The organism is Pseudoalteromonas sp. S3178, assembly GCF_005886985.1.
Lineage (GTDB): Bacteria > Pseudomonadota > Gammaproteobacteria > Enterobacterales > Alteromonadaceae > Pseudoalteromonas > Pseudoalteromonas carrageenovora.
Genome location: NZ_PNCW01000187.1, coordinates 1 through 463, shown reverse-complemented (window position 1 = coordinate 463; position 463 = coordinate 1). Strand labels below are relative to the sequence as shown.

At 47.9% G+C, this 463-nt stretch carries 1 protein-coding gene; it reads left to right on the top strand.

Features of this window, described 5'->3' with window-relative positions; translation table 11 throughout:
- On the top strand, positions 1–463 hold a 463-nt coding region (locus CWC11_RS20550), incomplete at both ends, for a M24 family metallopeptidase (RefSeq protein ID WP_138684157.1).

Sequence of the window (463 nt, the reverse complement as noted above, 5' to 3'; positions counted from 1 at the left end):
CATTAAACATCAGCGCAAAAAATACCACGCTTATCGCCGCGCCGCTTTGGGTGGAATCACTAAGACAAGTTAAAGATAGTGATGAAATTAACTGTATTAAACGTGCCGCCGAGATAGCTGACTCGGCGCTTGCCCATACACTGCCTTTGTTAAAAGTAGGGATCACTGAGCGAGAAGCGGCAATTGAGCTTGAGTATCAGATGCAAAAGCTAGGCTCCGAAGGTCTCTCTTTTGACACAATCCTATTATTTGGTGCGCGTTCTTCCTTACCGCACGGAAACCCAGGACAGACAAAACTTAACCTAGGCGATTTAGTACTTATCGACTTTGGTGCGGTGATAAGCGGCTACCGCTCTGATATGACGCGAAGTTACGTGTTAGGGGAGCCGACGAAGCAACAACAATCCATTTATGACACGGTCCAACATGCGCAGCGAGCTGCGTTGGCGCTAATAAAAGCGGG